An 11,610-nucleotide genomic window follows, 5' to 3' on the forward strand; every position below is an offset into this window, starting at 1 on the left:
TGGGATGATCAAAATTAGATTCGCAAAAATCCTAGATTTATCGCTAATTTGATATACCAGGCAAATCCTTGAAAGTTACGGACCGACAAAAGAAAAAATTCTTACAGTCCCTGAAACAGGCAAGGATCGAAGCAGGATTGACTCAATCAGAAGTAGCTCGAAAGATCGGGAAAAGTCAGAGTTTCATTTCTAAAGTGGAATCAGGAATTACTTCTTTAGAAGTTGAGGTATTTTTAAGGCTCTATCAATTGTATGATAAACCTGCGGCATATTTTTTCTCCGCATTCTCTCCAAAATAGGACTTATTTTAAAACTTCTCCCCTATTCTTTATAAACTTTTGGATGTTTTCCAGCTGGGAATCCGAGACAAATAGGTCGATCGCGTCGTTCGTACTGTACAATCTGAACTGAAGCGATTTTGCGGAAAGAATATCATTTTCGATTTCCTTAGTAAAAGTCAATTTACCGGAAAGAATATTAGAAGTTAAGGTTGAAGTCCGAGTGGCAGTAGGAACAGTTCCATAACCGTATCCAAAGCCGATCCCAGGCGCCATAGTTGCAGGGACTTGAGTACGAACGGTTACCTGATTGGCGGAATAATACAAATCAGCTAAAAGAAGTTTTGTCGATTTGCGATCTACTTTGATATAAGCTTCAGGTCCCAAGGCGGCAAGATTTTCCGAACCTTGAAGCCGGATAATCAGAGTGATCTGAGAAATCACTCCGTTCTTAATTTCTTTTGCGTATTGACCACCGTAAGAATAAACACTTTTGTTCGGATTGTCTATTTTCGCTTCATGGTCCATATCCATTTTGACAATTATAACGTCTCGAAAAGGATCTTGAACGACTTGAATGGTAGCGCCGCAACTGAAACAAAAGAATATAAAACAGAGTATGAAGGATCTATATTTCAAATTTCCCCGATCTTCTTTCCGACATTCTTTCACAAATTGAAAAGAAAAACAGAACTAATCAATATACCCTGAAAATCGCAAGAACAGTCACGATACAAATGTTTCCTTAGGAAAATCATCTGCATCGTGAATTTTCAATTTATTTCTGCCAAGGGGTCAGTTCTCTTAGTTTCGGAAATCTGAGATAAATTCCTGCCCATAGAATGATCCCCATATAGATTGGAAATAAAATATGGGAACCCAAAGGGTTTAAAACCCGAACATGAGTAGCAACGGCTCCGCCTAAGTAACCGGTGAGTAAAGTCGCTCCTAAAACTGCTGTCCTAGGAAAAGCGTATAACAAAGTGATAATAATCAGGATCGTTCCTATGTAAGGCATTACTTCAGGTGGGTAACCTAACTTGGCTCCTTCTGCCTGAGCTTCAGGCGGCAATTTGTCTAAGAAAAATTTTATTACTCCGTCAAAAAGCAGAAAAAGTATAACTAATCCACTGAGTACTCGACCGGTCCAAAGCTGACCTTTCGAAACGTTTTCAGATCCCATTCTATATTTCCTCCAAATGAGAGGGCAATTCTGTTATCTTCCGGAGAAAAATTCAAGAACTATTACAAGGATTTTGAATGCGATTTTGCGCCAATCGGATGTTTGTCGCTAAAACGACGACTTGAGTAGACCCCGACGGGATTCATTTCTTTTTTATTTTTTTAGGGACCTTCTTCTTAAATTCTCCCACCCTGAATTTTACGATCTTGCGTACCAGATCAAAAGGTAAAGGTTGATCGATCGGGAATTGAACGGAACCTTTTGCATTTTTGTATTTATCGATCTCTTTCTTAAATTTAGCGATCCCGCTCGCTCCCGGATAAAAGCCGATATGATTTTTATAAGCTGCAAAATGTACTAGATTCCCGTTCAGATAGAAAGTTGGGATTTGGTAACTGATCTTCTCGTTAGCGTCCGGAGCCGTCTCTCGAATCGTTTTTCGGAGTTCCTGAAGAATGGCCTGGACCTCTTCCGGGAAAGTTTTAATGTATTCGTCAATCGATTGGAATGTGTTTTTTATCTTATCCATAGATACGTCCGGAGTCCTTTAGACCGAAGAAGATCAACTACAAGGAAAGATCTAATTTACTTTTTTAATGATCAATATTCCCGCAAAATAACTTGTCGGAAGATAAGCCCCGACCAGATCTACGATCGTAAACCAAGCGGGAGAAGGAAGCATTAGAATATTTGCAATACCGCCTGCAAAAAATAGGGTACCGATCCCCAAAGCGAACTTAAGTTTATGATTTGTCGCAATCAATGCGGCGGCTAACGCTCCGACAAACGTTCCAAGGGCATGAGCTAAAAAAGGAAAAATAAAATGTTTAGGTTGGAATAAATGAATAGATACCTTTAAACCTTCCATGGTCGTCACATCTGCTCCCTCCGGAGGAGGAATTATATACCCGCTGACCGTAATAATTGCCATATTCACAACACTTCCAATGAGGAACCCTATAATGACTGCTAAAGTATTTTTAACATACGGATTCATAATTTAATGCCCCACTCATTCAAAAAATAAATGATTAAAGAGATCTGCAAAAACAATGCAAGTGTAAAATTATTTTAATCTTTCCAAAACCCCTTTTCGTTTTACTATATTCTTATAGTCCCACTGGATTTTTTTTGCTTTATTCACCCATCGTTTTAAGTCTTTTTTGTTTATTTGATCGGGACTCGTATATCGGATTTCCGCCGCTTTAAAACTTCCTTCGGGAGCCAAACCTTCTTCATCGAAGGATTGCCCGCTCCAAAAGAGCAATCGAATACAATTTTTAAGTTTACTATAACCTACGATCGGATTCCCATCCAAGAACCAAACCGGATGAGCATGCCAAATTTTATTTTCCGCTTTAGGAAGATGAAGATTAATTTCTTGGGAAAGAATATCACAAATCTCTTTTTCAACTTTGGTTTGAGAATGATTATATTTTTGGACTTCTTTATTCATACGATGTGTTGTTTGTAAAAAAATTCCCAGCTATTTAGTTCGGACCCACTTTTATAAAGCCTGTGCAGTTAATTTAAAGTCTTTTTACGGGGCTTTAGATTTTGTCTAACAGCTTCCACAAGTCTTTTTGGAGCAACACCACAATAAGAAACGACTAACATATCTTCGAATAAAGCCAAATCTGTGGACTTCATTTCAACGCAAGTCCAGCCCTGTTGCCCCCATTTATTTTCTATGGGATAGACGGAGCCTTTAGAGGCTAATGAGAAGAAGTCCTGATCATTCAGATCAAATTTAAGAACGATCTTTTTATTTTCCTGATCCACCGTTGCGAAAATTTTTTTATTAACTCTAAACGAGATTTTTTCAAAATGGGGTTCTTCATTTGTTCCAGGGAGAGCTAATGCAAGCTTTCTTACTTTGTCTAAGGAAATCATAGGGTGAACTCTTATATAAAACCGAGGTTCGATTCTTATTTTTTTTATTCAGCCATCATAATTGGGGCTGAAAATGCTTCCCTATAAACAATAAAACCCGCTGCATCCCTTGAAATGGATTCAAATCAAATCACTATTCAATCTACGATTGCGGCAGATGTTAAGAAAGTCTGGGACTACTACACCAATCCGCTACATATTATCAAATGGAATTTTGCAACTGATGATTGGCAATGTCCCAGGGCAAAAAACGATATGAGACCTGGCGGGAAATACAACGAAAGAATGAGGGCTTAAGGATGTAAGTTTCGACTTTGAATTTGAAGCAATTTACGATACAATCGTTAATCAGAAAAAATTAGAGAAATAGGATATCAGTAGGAGTAGGAGACGCCGATGTAAGATAGCGAGGTGAAAGGTATGCGAAATATTTAATGTACGTTGAAGTTATTGTTCTTTTTCGGTGGGAGTGGGTGCTTCCTCTTCCGGCGTAACATTCTTCTTTTCTTCATTTCTTATTTTTCTTCTTTCTAGTTTTTCCTGCCTAATTTCCTTTTTTTTTATTTCTCGCTGCCGTTTCATAAACGATAAATTCCCTTTTTTGGCCATATAAATTCCTACTTATTAAAATCATATTTATCGCTCTCAGTACATAAAGATTTAAAGCAGAAAGTATGAAGCGAATAACGAATATCGATTTGATACCACCAGACCCAAAACCAAATTTGGGTTGGCGGCATAAAGGGTTGGTACGCTGTTTAAACGATTACCAACGATTGCGACTAGGCTTTCTATTGTTATTCTTGTTGCGATCAGACCTTGATCTTTCTTCGGCAACGGAAACCACAATATTACGTCCGTCTATATCTTTCCCGTTGAGCTCTGCGACAGCTGTTTGAGCGGAATCTTGATCAGAAAAGGTAACAAAACCGAATCCTCGAGACTTACCGGTTTCGCGATCAACTACTACATTGGCTTCTTGAATGGCGCCATGAACTTCAAATACTTGGCGTAAGGTTTGATCAGTAGTTGACCAGCTTAGGCCGCCTACAAACAATTTAGATGACATGAGTTATCCTCGTTCCACACAGATTTGAATAAACAATCCGTATGATAATTAATTTCGATCATTACGGGCTTTGTGATTAAAAACAGAACGAGTAAAGAACTTACTTACTAGAAATATCGTGAACGTAATTCATTGCAAGCACATTTTTATATTTAGAAAAGAGTTATAAAACCACCATTTTCGGACGAATTTGAGGCTCATACCTTCTCACGAAGCTGTATAGGGTATCGGAAATATGGGGCGCGCGATTATCACTTCAAGGACAGATCTAATCGCGTGTAATGCAGATTACTCACTTTTCCAATCAAAATTGCACGCGGCAAGTCTTGGGCCAAACGCTACACATTCACGAAACGGTGGAGAAAGAATACGAAGAGCCGGAAGCGTGCGCCAGGGGTTTACGTTAGACATATTTGCCTAATTATAACTGATTATAGTAATCAACTCCGCCGAATTAAACATATCAGCGGGAGAAATTACAGGTTCGGAGTAAGGAATATTATTCCCATATCTCTTTTTCATTAAATACTGTACATTTGATGATGATAGATCAAAATCTTTCAAAGTCTTTAAATCACCTAATTTCTTACCGGTAAATTTATCGTACAATTTCCAGATCAATTCAGTACAATAAATACGATCATCTTGCCAGCCAAAATAAATATCATAATGTCTGCCTAACAGAGAATCTCCGTACTCTTTCATTCCTTGTATTGTAATATTTGTTAATACTTTTTCGCGATCTTTAAGACGCTTGATAACAAAGTGATTTTTCCGACCTCTTTTAATGAAAGAAGACAAAGGAGTAATTCTTACAGGTTCAACGGCTTCAAGAACCTTATAGTCATTATCATATTTAAAAATGATTCCTACATGGGTATATCTTGATTTAGTCGCCGCTTTAATTGCTTTAGCTTGTTCAGAGTTTGATTCGTGGAATATAATATCCCCTTCCATCAAATCAGAAGATTTAATCTGCTCAGCTTTCAAATTCCAGAAAGATGTAAAAAGGATTAAAATTAGAAAAACTATCTTATTCAAATTTTTCTTTAATTGGAAGTTAGGTGAATTTTCTGCGTTTGGAAAACTAAACTTAGGCACTTTCGTTATTGATGGGTAACGTGCTTAAATATGAACAAGGAATTAACCCTCCAAATCCACCTATAAAAACCGCTAAAAGACCCGCAAGTAGGCCAACTAATATAAAACCTATATGAGTATGAAGGTTTTTCTTCTTCAGAGTAATAAAGGATATAAAAAGACAGCCGACTACAGCAACTAAGTTCCCGATCCTTGCCCCTAATTGAAAGCTCTCGTCTGGTAAAAACTTTACCCCTACTATACTTAGCAATCCTATCCCTATTCCAGAAATTAATCCAGAGGATATTACTATGATTAATAACCATACTATATAGAAAATAAGAGCCTCTTTCCAATTGCGTTGGTAAGAAAAATCAGTTACGCTTTTAAACATTATTCCTTCCTATTTGCAAAATTTTCGCGCTTCATTTCGCCTAACGACCGAAGAGAAAGTTAGTCGAAGTTGGTTTGAAGGTAGCCCAAATTTCTTAATGCCCCTCAATAAGCTCAATCGTTCTTTCTTCGAAGTCTTTCATTTCCACTCGAAATGGAGCATCTAATTGTTTGATTTTTAGCTCATTCATTTTACAAAAGAATTCTAATTTGTCCAGAATTGAACGCAAATTTGGAACAGTTAATCCAATTCTTATTGTCCGATAATCAACAGCGGATTCCTTTTTCCAAGGATATAGTTCAAAAACGAAGTTATCAACCAAGCAACTGTAATGGTCCGGTCCCGAGCCATGTTTTTCGAGATTAAATTTTAATCCCAAAATCTCAAATAATTCTTTCGATTTACCTATATCTGCCACCCATATTGTTAGATAATGAAACCGTATCATCGAAGTTGATATTTCCGCATATCGTCTAAGAACATCTTAGACTTCTACAAAATTATAAGCAGGAATGAATGTATAGTATTGCTATTGACCTTCATTCTTTCTACTAAAATTTAGTGATTAGTCAATGATAGCTAACGACCAAGCGAAATATGGCGGCGCCTGGAGCGAAAGTTAGTCGTCGTCTGCGAAACTAATTTAATTACTTTTCAGAATTCAGCCCCATTTTATTTCCTTCACTGTCAATAAAAATCGCAAAAAAACCATTTCCATCTGCATGAGGAGTTTTTGGGATTAGAATTTTCCCGCCATTCTTAACAATTTTATCTAGAATGATCTGAAGATCTTCTCCGGCATTTAGGTATACGGTTATGCCATTAGTGGAAGGCTCATAACCTTGTGCTTCAACAATTAAACCTGTAACTTGTTGATTTTCATAGGGCAAAACACCCATTTTTATTCCTTGTAATTCCATTTTTTCTATTTTAATATCCAAAATGGACTCATAAAAAGTTATAGCCTTTTTGAGATCTTTTGCTGGTATCTCAAAAATACTGATATAACTGTTCATTTTATTCTGCTTATTGACGCATTGCAATAGACTCAAAGCCAAAATTGCAGCAATTAAATTTGTGATCATTTTTTTCATGAATCAAATCTTAACCCAATTTGCTTTTCAGGAATTGTAAAATTGCGACAAAAAATATAATTTATTTATAAAAAATTGAAGAAAGTTTCATATGTTCATTATTTAAGAATTCTTTCGGATTAAGACCAGTAAAATCTTTAAAGTCTTTGATAAAATGAGATTGATCATGATAATCAAACTGATGAGCTATGCTTGTGAATGATTCTGGATCTTCACTTAAGACTAATTTCAGAGCTGCTTGAAATCTTATTAATCTACCCAATTGTTTTGGACTTACACCAACGTATTTAAGGAATTTTCTTTCTAGTTTCCTTCTTAATGAAACTTTATCTTCAATGATTGCTTTGATTGGCTTACTACCAAGACTAAGTATAATTTCATCGATAGTATTTTTTACTAAATCATCATAAACTAATGGTTTGCTTATATATGATCTGAGAAAACTCTCAATAATCTCAATTCTATGTTTAGTATCTCTTGCATTTATAATCAAATTTTCCAACTCATCTGCATCATTTTTTGGGAATAAATTAGCAAGTGGAGTTTCTTTATCCGTCAATCTATTTAATTCTGTTTTTACTAGATGGGCGAATCCATAAGGATAAAAGCGAATGGAGAAAGTATTAACATAACCTGTAGGTTCAATGTAAAATTCCTCCATAGTTTGTCCCAATACCAAAGCTCGAGGCTGGATAATAAATTCATCTGCACTAGTATATCTTTTGATGTCATCGCCAAGTATAAAAGCCATTTCAATTAATCCATCAGGAATAATACGCTGTTTCGTTGTTTCTATAGATGCTGGGACTATTAAAGTCCAATAGCAATTTATAAATAATTCCAGATCCCTGTGAGGAAGAAAAGTTTTGTATTCCATACAATTATTTCTTTAAGCAGATGATGACTAACGACAAAGCGAAATGTGGTGTGGCCTGGAGCGAGGGGGTTGCGAAGCGAGCTCGAAGCGCAACGGCTGAGGCGAAAGTTATGCGATGGACCGATCCTTTACCGGAAAATAGAACTTAAACAAATTTAAGACAAACTTTAAATTCTAACGTCTTACTAATATACCACTCAAATTTGTTCCCGGAGCGATTGTATTAAAAACTGTCCCAAACTTCTTCACATTTTCATGTAAAAGATTCAAACGTTGCTCTGATTCTTCTGAATCCACTATTACTTTATAAAAGATCGATTCCATTCTCGGAGGCACATCTTGTCTCACTCCATCTACTATCACTTCAATTGAATTTAATTGAAATTGTAAAATTGGGACTGTTCTCTCGATTCCTTTAATTATACAGGCAGAGAGAGCGGACAGGAGCAATTCCGCAGGGTTAAAGGCGTCTACATTCCCTAATATATCTGTATCAAGTGTTATCTTAGCGTTCTTGCACTTTGATACACTACTATGCGAATCTACTCTTAGGGTTTCGACATGAAACGTCATTTTAGGTTTAGATTCACTCATACTATACACTTCCACATATAAACAACCTTATAATTAAATGACTGTCGATTAAAAGTTTTCTACATTCCTTTGATAAAAATTACCTTTAAATTCAATTGCTTTTTAGGATTTTATTCTGATCGGTCTTTCGCCTAACGACCGAGGTGCTCCGACGTTTGCGACGGCACGAGCTTGCGTATAGCAAGCACATTGACAAAGCGAAATGTGCCGAAGGCCAAGCGAGAGTTGCGAAGCAAGCTCGAAGCGCCGCGGAAGCACCGAAAGTTAGTTGCAGTAGCCCACTAAACTAAAAAATCAATAGTTTAAGATTATCTAAAACTTCTTTTAACGATAGTTTATTGAGCGGTTCTATAAATTCAGCTTCACGAATAGTCCAATCTAAGTTCTTAATCTGATCAGAAAGAACCACCCCATCTATTTTTTTAGATTTAACTATTACTTCAAACGGATAACCTTTAATCTTACTTGTGATAGGACAAAAAATCGCCAAGCCTGTCTTTGCATTATATTCTTTCGGAGATAGAACAAGCGCTGGTCTACGTCCTCTTTGCTTATGCCCAGCTTGAGGAGTAAAATTCAACCATACAATGTCCCCTTTTTCAGGGGTGTATTTACTCTTCTTCACCAAGCCTCATGACCAACAGAGGAACCGCTAGAAATCTCGGAGTGAAGATTTTGCTTAGTTATTTTAGCTAACTTTTCTTCTAATGATGCTTTTCTCATGGGATAAATTACTATTTTATCCCCTTCATATTGAAGTTCAACATGACTACCATCATTCAATTCTAATTCGTTGGCCATCGCCTTTGGGATCCTAATACCTAGACTATTACCCCATTTTTGAATAATTGATTCCATAAAGCAATTATATATACATTGTATATACTTCAACCAAAATTCAGTCATTTTGTTAAATTTGTTTAAGGAAAATTTTACGGGCTATTGCAACTAACGGCCGAGGTGCGAAGCGAGCTCGAAGCGCAACGGCTGAGGCGAAAGTTATGCGTAATGGTTATTTTAGTAAACTTTTAGTTTGATGTTCTTACTCATTAGCTTAAAATGTTTGTCCAACGTAAAAAGCATTGCCTTATTTTGGATCACATTCTGAGCAATTATCAAATCTGGAATTCCAACTTTATTTATCCCATTTCTAAGATTCGAAATTTGATATTCAATTATTTGTTCACAATTAATTTCTAATGGAAATCGTTCAATAGCCTCTAAGGAAGTAATTATCTTTGATTGTTTTCGTAATTTAAGAAAAGGAATTAATTCTGCTAATATGAGATCATTAGTGTAAATATTCTCTCTATCAATCAACTCGTCCACTTCTGTCGAAATTGATGAATTACTATTCCTGAAATATTCGATCCAAACTGATGAATCCAACAGAATACGATTCATCGCTTCCGTAAATTATCTAAATTAATTTCGAGATTAACAGATCCTTTATACTTTTTAAGATCTTTTAACTTTTCTCGTCTAATTAAAGAAGCAAGCCCTTCTTTAATTACATCTGTCTTAGTTTTCAAATGAGTCAACCTCATTGCTTCTAAAAACAATTCTTCAGGAATATCTACGGTAGTTCTCATAATATGCATAAAATGATTAATTTATATGCATTGTCAAATCTTATTTCATTGCTGGCATTTGATTCTATTGAACCGCCAAATTACTACTTTCCTCAAGAATGAACTTAGTTTTATATTACAGCTTTTTGCCATTACGCCTAACGACCGAGGTGCTCCGACGTTTGCGATGGCACGAACTTGCGTAAGCAAGTGCAGTGACGGAAGTGAATGTGGCGAAGCCTGGAGCGAGGGGCCCGAAGTGGAACGGAGGCACCGAAAGTTAGGCTGCCGTATCGCCCCGAACACGCTGCATTAGGCCCTACTCTGTAAAATCTTCAAATACAGTAAAAGTCAATTAGAGACAAATCCGCACTTACAATAGAAGGTAGCGAACCCGTTTCGCCTCTTTTAATATCAAAAGTTTCAAGTGCTTCGATAGAAATTGTAAAGTAATAACCAATTTTTCAGGGCACGATATAAGGTAAGAAAAAGGGGGAAAAGCGGCCTGACCTAAAATCAAATCCCCTCTTGTTTTTCGAAATGATTAACACGTAGTAAAATGAAAAACCAAAATCGCGATATGGCGCCTAACGACCAAGGTGTTCCGACGTTTGCAATGGCACGAGTTTGCCGATGCAAGCGCAGTGACAATGCAAAATGTGGCGTAGCCCGAGCGAGTGAGTCGCGAAGCGATCTCCGAGCGTAGCGGAAGCACCGATAGTTAGCCGACGTCGAGCACCTACTTACGAGGATTTGAACTATCTTTTAACCAAGTTGATAAATTGATTTCATCTATGCTTCCGTCTGCAACTCGAAGCATAATCGATACGACTTCTTCTTCTGGCACTTCTACACTATACCCATTCAATCCGAGAAATACGTATGTTGTCATGTAAGCGACACGTTTATTCCCATCAATGAACGGATGATTCTTGGCTATTCCTATGCATAATGAAGCAGCTAAATCAAAAATATTAGAGGATGAATCATATGCCCATTTATTCTTTGGGCGATCAAGAGCCGATTCCAAAAGTCCTTGGTCTCGGATCCCCTGAGATCCACCATGCTGTTTAACTTGATCTAAATGAATTGCTTCGACGATTTTCTTATTTAACCATCTAGGCTCTTTCTTCATTTAGCCAATTCTCTTAAAGCATTACGGTATTTTTTAGAGCCTTCTTGGTAAATGTCCATAGCCTCTTCAAAATCAGGATCGTATGGAGATAAAAGAATGCCTGCTTCAGTTTCCAAAAGAAAAACTGTATCCCCTTCATGGAAATTATACTTTTCCAGAAGTACTTTAGGAATTGTAGCCCCAGCGGAATTCCCTATTGCCCGAATTGTTGTCTTTTTTACTGATGAAGCATCCATGTTATAACAATAGTAATAACTGCATTAATTGCAAGTATTTTATCTTTTAAAAGACCTAAAAAGTAACTGAAATAGAAGCTTTTTGAAAAAGAACAAATGTTGGGCTCGATGTTCGCCTAACGACCGAGGTGCTCCGACGTTTGCGACGGCACGAGCTTGCTCAAGCAAGCGCAGTGACGGAAGCAAATGTGGCGAAGCCCAAGCGA

General features: G+C 36.9%; 21 protein-coding genes and 1 pseudogene. 2 read left to right on the plus strand and 20 right to left on the minus strand.

Features of this window, described 5'->3' with window-relative positions; translation table 11 throughout:
- Positions 1-68 precede the first annotated feature (68 nt).
- Entirely contained in the window at positions 69-299 is a 231-nt protein-coding gene (locus LEP1GSC192_RS11555) for a helix-turn-helix domain-containing protein (RefSeq protein ID WP_020770094.1), read from the plus strand.
- Between the two features lie 3 nt (positions 300-302).
- Here LEP1GSC192_RS11555 and LEP1GSC192_RS11560 read toward each other — a convergent pair whose 3' ends face one another.
- From LEP1GSC192_RS11560 to LEP1GSC192_RS11585, 6 genes are all read right to left on the minus strand, one after another.
- Positions 303-917, minus strand: a complete 615-nt coding sequence (locus tag LEP1GSC192_RS11560) for a hypothetical protein (RefSeq protein ID WP_232421011.1) — start codon at positions 915-917, stop codon at positions 303-305.
- Between the two features lie 139 nt (positions 918-1,056).
- A complete protein-coding gene (locus tag LEP1GSC192_RS11565; protein ID WP_020770089.1) occupies positions 1,057-1,461 on the minus strand; it encodes a DoxX family protein in 405 nt (134 codons plus the stop codon).
- 142 nt (positions 1,462-1,603) lie between these two features.
- Positions 1,604-1,990 (minus strand): iron chaperone, encoded by a 387-nt coding sequence (locus LEP1GSC192_RS11570; RefSeq protein ID WP_020770101.1) that lies wholly within the window; start codon positions 1,988-1,990, stop codon positions 1,604-1,606.
- A 51-nt stretch (positions 1,991-2,041) separates the two neighbouring features.
- Entirely contained in the window at positions 2,042-2,458 is a 417-nt protein-coding gene (locus tag LEP1GSC192_RS11575; protein WP_036089837.1) for a hypothetical protein, read from the minus strand.
- Positions 2,459-2,527: 69 nt separating this feature from the next.
- The gene (locus LEP1GSC192_RS11580) at positions 2,528-2,917 is read right to left on the minus strand and encodes a DUF1801 domain-containing protein (RefSeq protein WP_020769921.1); all 390 of its coding nucleotides are present in this window, start codon (positions 2,915-2,917) and stop codon (positions 2,528-2,530) included.
- Between the two features lie 68 nt (positions 2,918-2,985).
- Positions 2,986-3,354, minus strand: coding sequence for an MmcQ/YjbR family DNA-binding protein (locus LEP1GSC192_RS11585; protein ID WP_020770121.1), 369 nt, complete (start codon positions 3,352-3,354; stop codon positions 2,986-2,988).
- 114 nt (positions 3,355-3,468) lie between these two features.
- On the opposite strand from LEP1GSC192_RS11585, the pseudogene LEP1GSC192_RS11590 reads away from it, so the two are divergent.
- Positions 3,469-3,709: pseudogene (locus LEP1GSC192_RS11590) on the plus strand (SRPBCC domain-containing protein); the annotation flags it as partial.
- 92 nt (positions 3,710-3,801) lie between these two features.
- Here the strand turns inward: LEP1GSC192_RS11590 and LEP1GSC192_RS19955 are convergent.
- The 14 genes from LEP1GSC192_RS19955 to LEP1GSC192_RS11655 all read right to left on the minus strand — a co-directional run bounded on the left by LEP1GSC192_RS19955 (position 3,802) and on the right by LEP1GSC192_RS11655 (position 11,404).
- The gene (locus LEP1GSC192_RS19955) at positions 3,802-3,963 is read right to left on the minus strand and encodes a hypothetical protein (protein ID WP_020770005.1); all 162 of its coding nucleotides are present in this window, start codon (positions 3,961-3,963) and stop codon (positions 3,802-3,804) included.
- 157 nt (positions 3,964-4,120) lie between these two features.
- A complete protein-coding gene (locus LEP1GSC192_RS11595; protein WP_036089840.1) occupies positions 4,121-4,423 on the minus strand; it encodes an RNA-binding protein in 303 nt (100 codons plus the stop codon).
- 417 nt (positions 4,424-4,840) lie between these two features.
- The gene (locus LEP1GSC192_RS11600; protein WP_020770145.1) at positions 4,841-5,464 is read right to left on the minus strand and encodes a YiiX family permuted papain-like enzyme; all 624 of its coding nucleotides are present in this window, start codon (positions 5,462-5,464) and stop codon (positions 4,841-4,843) included.
- Between the two features lie 52 nt (positions 5,465-5,516).
- Entirely contained in the window at positions 5,517-5,897 is a 381-nt protein-coding gene (locus LEP1GSC192_RS11605; RefSeq protein WP_198289314.1) for a hypothetical protein, read from the minus strand.
- Between the two features lie 94 nt (positions 5,898-5,991).
- Complete coding sequence (locus LEP1GSC192_RS19260) at positions 5,992-6,345, minus strand: hypothetical protein (protein ID WP_052005225.1); 354 nt, start codon at positions 6,343-6,345, stop codon at positions 5,992-5,994.
- A 199-nt stretch (positions 6,346-6,544) separates the two neighbouring features.
- A complete protein-coding gene (locus tag LEP1GSC192_RS11615; RefSeq protein WP_020770081.1) occupies positions 6,545-6,991 on the minus strand; it encodes a VOC family protein in 447 nt (148 codons plus the stop codon).
- A 61-nt stretch (positions 6,992-7,052) separates the two neighbouring features.
- Positions 7,053-7,868, minus strand: a complete 816-nt coding sequence (locus LEP1GSC192_RS11620) for a helix-turn-helix domain-containing protein (protein WP_020770008.1) — start codon at positions 7,866-7,868, stop codon at positions 7,053-7,055.
- Between the two features lie 174 nt (positions 7,869-8,042).
- Complete coding sequence (locus LEP1GSC192_RS11625) at positions 8,043-8,462, minus strand: OsmC family protein (RefSeq protein WP_036089843.1); 420 nt, start codon at positions 8,460-8,462, stop codon at positions 8,043-8,045.
- Between the two features lie 286 nt (positions 8,463-8,748).
- Positions 8,749-9,090, minus strand: a complete 342-nt coding sequence (gene mazF / locus LEP1GSC192_RS11630) for an endoribonuclease MazF (RefSeq protein WP_036089845.1) — start codon at positions 9,088-9,090, stop codon at positions 8,749-8,751.
- Positions 9,084-9,320: an AbrB/MazE/SpoVT family DNA-binding domain-containing protein gene (locus tag LEP1GSC192_RS11635; RefSeq protein ID WP_036089900.1), complete on the minus strand. Its 237-nt coding sequence runs from the start codon at positions 9,318-9,320 to the stop codon at positions 9,084-9,086. The genes mazF and LEP1GSC192_RS11635 overlap by 7 nt, the downstream gene beginning before the upstream one ends.
- A 159-nt stretch (positions 9,321-9,479) precedes the next feature.
- Complete coding sequence (locus tag LEP1GSC192_RS11640; RefSeq protein ID WP_036089848.1) at positions 9,480-9,866, minus strand: PIN domain-containing protein; 387 nt, start codon at positions 9,864-9,866, stop codon at positions 9,480-9,482.
- Positions 9,863-10,054, minus strand: coding sequence for a type II toxin-antitoxin system VapB family antitoxin (locus tag LEP1GSC192_RS11645; protein WP_036089903.1), 192 nt, complete (start codon positions 10,052-10,054; stop codon positions 9,863-9,865). The genes LEP1GSC192_RS11640 and LEP1GSC192_RS11645 overlap by 4 nt, the downstream gene beginning before the upstream one ends.
- 718 nt (positions 10,055-10,772) lie before the next feature.
- Entirely contained in the window at positions 10,773-11,168 is a 396-nt protein-coding gene (locus LEP1GSC192_RS11650) for a type II toxin-antitoxin system death-on-curing family toxin (protein WP_036089851.1), read from the minus strand.
- The gene (locus tag LEP1GSC192_RS11655) at positions 11,165-11,404 is read right to left on the minus strand and encodes an AbrB/MazE/SpoVT family DNA-binding domain-containing protein (protein WP_020770165.1); all 240 of its coding nucleotides are present in this window, start codon (positions 11,402-11,404) and stop codon (positions 11,165-11,167) included. Before LEP1GSC192_RS11655 ends, LEP1GSC192_RS11650 begins: the two co-directional genes overlap by 4 nt.
- Between the last annotated feature and the right edge of the window lie 206 nt (positions 11,405-11,610).

Source organism: Leptospira sp. B5-022, from assembly GCF_000347035.1.
Lineage (GTDB): Bacteria > Spirochaetota > Leptospiria > Leptospirales > Leptospiraceae > Leptospira_B > Leptospira_B cinconiae.

What these genes read in the sequence shown, in the direction of transcription:
- LEP1GSC192_RS11565 (WP_020770089.1), bottom strand. Translation starts at nt 1,461, where the DNA reads ATGGGATCTGAAAACGTTTCGAAAGGTCAGCTTTGGACCGGTCGAGTA.
- LEP1GSC192_RS11570 (WP_020770101.1), bottom strand. Translation starts at nt 1,990, where the DNA reads ATGGATAAGATAAAAAACACATTCCAATCGATTGACGAATACATTAAA.
- LEP1GSC192_RS11575 (WP_036089837.1), bottom strand. Translation starts at nt 2,458, where the DNA reads ATGAATCCGTATGTTAAAAATACTTTAGCAGTCATTATAGGGTTCCTC.
- LEP1GSC192_RS11580 (WP_020769921.1), bottom strand. Translation starts at nt 2,917, where the DNA reads ATGAATAAAGAAGTCCAAAAATATAATCATTCTCAAACCAAAGTTGAA.
- LEP1GSC192_RS11585 (WP_020770121.1), bottom strand. Translation starts at nt 3,354, where the DNA reads ATGATTTCCTTAGACAAAGTAAGAAAGCTTGCATTAGCTCTCCCTGGA.
- LEP1GSC192_RS19955 (WP_020770005.1), bottom strand. Translation starts at nt 3,963, where the DNA reads ATGGCCAAAAAAGGGAATTTATCGTTTATGAAACGGCAGCGAGAAATA.
- LEP1GSC192_RS11595 (WP_036089840.1), bottom strand. Translation starts at nt 4,423, where the DNA reads ATGTCATCTAAATTGTTTGTAGGCGGCCTAAGCTGGTCAACTACTGAT.
- LEP1GSC192_RS11605 (WP_198289314.1), bottom strand. Translation starts at nt 5,897, where the DNA reads ATGTTTAAAAGCGTAACTGATTTTTCTTACCAACGCAATTGGAAAGAG.
- LEP1GSC192_RS19260 (WP_052005225.1), bottom strand. Translation starts at nt 6,345, where the DNA reads ATGATACGGTTTCATTATCTAACAATATGGGTGGCAGATATAGGTAAA.
- LEP1GSC192_RS11615 (WP_020770081.1), bottom strand. Translation starts at nt 6,991, where the DNA reads ATGAAAAAAATGATCACAAATTTAATTGCTGCAATTTTGGCTTTGAGT.
- LEP1GSC192_RS11620 (WP_020770008.1), bottom strand. Translation starts at nt 7,868, where the DNA reads ATGGAATACAAAACTTTTCTTCCTCACAGGGATCTGGAATTATTTATA.
- LEP1GSC192_RS11625 (WP_036089843.1), bottom strand. Translation starts at nt 8,462, where the DNA reads ATGAGTGAATCTAAACCTAAAATGACGTTTCATGTCGAAACCCTAAGA.
- LEP1GSC192_RS11635 (WP_036089900.1), bottom strand. Translation starts at nt 9,320, where the DNA reads ATGGAATCAATTATTCAAAAATGGGGTAATAGTCTAGGTATTAGGATC.
- LEP1GSC192_RS11640 (WP_036089848.1), bottom strand. Translation starts at nt 9,866, where the DNA reads ATGAATCGTATTCTGTTGGATTCATCAGTTTGGATCGAATATTTCAGG.
- LEP1GSC192_RS11645 (WP_036089903.1), bottom strand. Translation starts at nt 10,054, where the DNA reads ATGAGAACTACCGTAGATATTCCTGAAGAATTGTTTTTAGAAGCAATG.
- LEP1GSC192_RS11650 (WP_036089851.1), bottom strand. Translation starts at nt 11,168, where the DNA reads ATGAAGAAAGAGCCTAGATGGTTAAATAAGAAAATCGTCGAAGCAATT.
- LEP1GSC192_RS11655 (WP_020770165.1), bottom strand. Translation starts at nt 11,404, where the DNA reads ATGGATGCTTCATCAGTAAAAAAGACAACAATTCGGGCAATAGGGAAT.